This is a genomic window from Stieleria sp. (genome assembly GCF_041595215.1).
In the GTDB taxonomy this organism is placed as follows: domain Bacteria; phylum Planctomycetota; class Planctomycetia; order Pirellulales; family Pirellulaceae; genus Stieleria; species Stieleria magnilauensis.
The window spans coordinates 1-1,720 of sequence record NZ_JBFHKV010001433.1; the positions used below are offsets into that span (position 1 = coordinate 1).

At 61.8% G+C, this 1,720-nt stretch carries 2 protein-coding genes; both read left to right on the forward strand.

The features are described from left to right. Positions 1-1,093, forward strand: a 1,093-nt coding sequence (locus ABX749_RS31870) for an IMP dehydrogenase (RefSeq protein WP_372899588.1), incomplete at its 5' end; no start/stop codon positions are given. 49 nt (positions 1,094-1,142) lie between these two features. Continuing rightward, positions 1,143-1,720 (forward strand): hypothetical protein (locus ABX749_RS31875; RefSeq protein ID WP_372899589.1); only part of this gene is annotated, 578 nt, incomplete at its 3' end.

The following is a 1,720-nucleotide window of genomic DNA, read 5'->3' on the forward strand; positions in this document are numbered from 1 at the left end:
ACTGGCCGGAATCTTGACCCGCCGCGACCTGCGTTTCCTAGAGAACCCAGACCTCCCGATTTCCGAAGTCATGACCTGTGAGAATCTGGTGACGGGGACGGGGAATGTAACGCTTGAGGAAGCTGAGCGAATTTTAACGGCAAAAAGAGTCGAGAAACTTTTGCTGATTGACGAAGATAGAAAACTAACGGGCCTGATCACCATCCGCGACATCGACATGATGAAGCGATTTCCCCGAGCCTGTAAGGATCCGCAAGGCAGATTGCGGGTCGGAGCGGCGATCGGGGTGGGTGATCTGGAGCGTGCCGAGGAACTGATTCGACAAGGCGTAGACTTGTTGGTCGTCGACTCGGCTCACGGCCACAGTAAAAACGTGGTCGAGACGGTCAAAGAGATTAAGGCACAGACCGGCTGGGACATCGATGTGGTCGCGGGGAACGTCGCGACCGCAGAAGGGGCCCAGGCACTGATTGATGCCGGTGCGGACGCGATCAAGGTCGGAATCGGCCCCGGGTCGATCTGCACCACGCGAGTGATCAGCGGCGTCGGCGTGCCCCAAGTCTCGGCGATCTTACGGGCGACCGCGGTCGCCAAGCAGCAAAACATACCTGTCATCGCCGACGGCGGCGTTCGCTTCAGCGGTGACATTACCAAGGCAATCGTTGCCGGAGCCAACACCGTGATGATCGGCAGCTTGTTTGCCGGACTGAGTGAAAGCCCCGGGAAAGTCATCCTGTACCAAGGCCGTACCTTCAAAACGTACCGCGGGATGGGATCGATGGGAGCGATGGTCAAGGGCAGCAGCGATCGATATCGCCAGAGCGGGGTCCAGGCAGGAAAACTGGTTCCCGAAGGTGTCGAAGGCCGTGTGCCCTACAAAGGTCCGCTTAGCGATTACGTCTACCAACTGGTCGGCGGCTTGCGAGCGGGCATGGGATATTTAGGAACCAGGACGATCGACGAATTGAAACGCGATGGCCGATTCATTCGCGTTTCCGCAGCGACGGTTAGGGAGAACCACCCGCATGACATTGCGATCACTCAAGAAGCGCCCAACTACAGCCCCGACGTCCACTCGACGGACCAAAGTTAGGCAAAGCCTGACCCGGCATTCCATGGCCGTGGCCGTGGCGTGCCTGTCCGTGGCACCATGGGCTGCCGCCGACGTTCAGGCCCAACAACCGGCTGCGACGACCAACCCGGGTTGGAACCTGCGGTGGCGCAAGAGTCCGCAAGTCACACCCCCGGCCAGCACGGCCAGCTCCTCCAGCACGGCCGCTCTGCAACACCCGTCCCAACAGGACGTGTTCGCGCTTCCGCCACGGCCGCATCAGCCGGTCGCCGCCCGTGGCCATGTCGCCCCCGCCGTCAACGTCGCCCCGGGACACGTGACCGCTGCCGGCCCAGTGGCCCAAGTCGCCCATCACCAGACGATCGCCAATCCGATGCGGGTGGAGCAATCCAACGCGTTTGAGCACGCCGCCGTCTCGCGGTCGATCCGCCAAGCTCAATACACTGCACCGAACGTCACTGCGCCGAACCTTACTGCGCCCAACAACACCACTGCCCCGGTCAATGGTTCGGCCCCGGTCGGAAACTATCGTCGCACCCCGACCCGATCTTCGGCCCCGCCGGAGCGGCTCGCACAGCCCAACGATTTTTTCAACAACCCCTTCGCCGAAGGGCTCAACGCGCCGGCCCAATCGGCGTCGATGGCTCG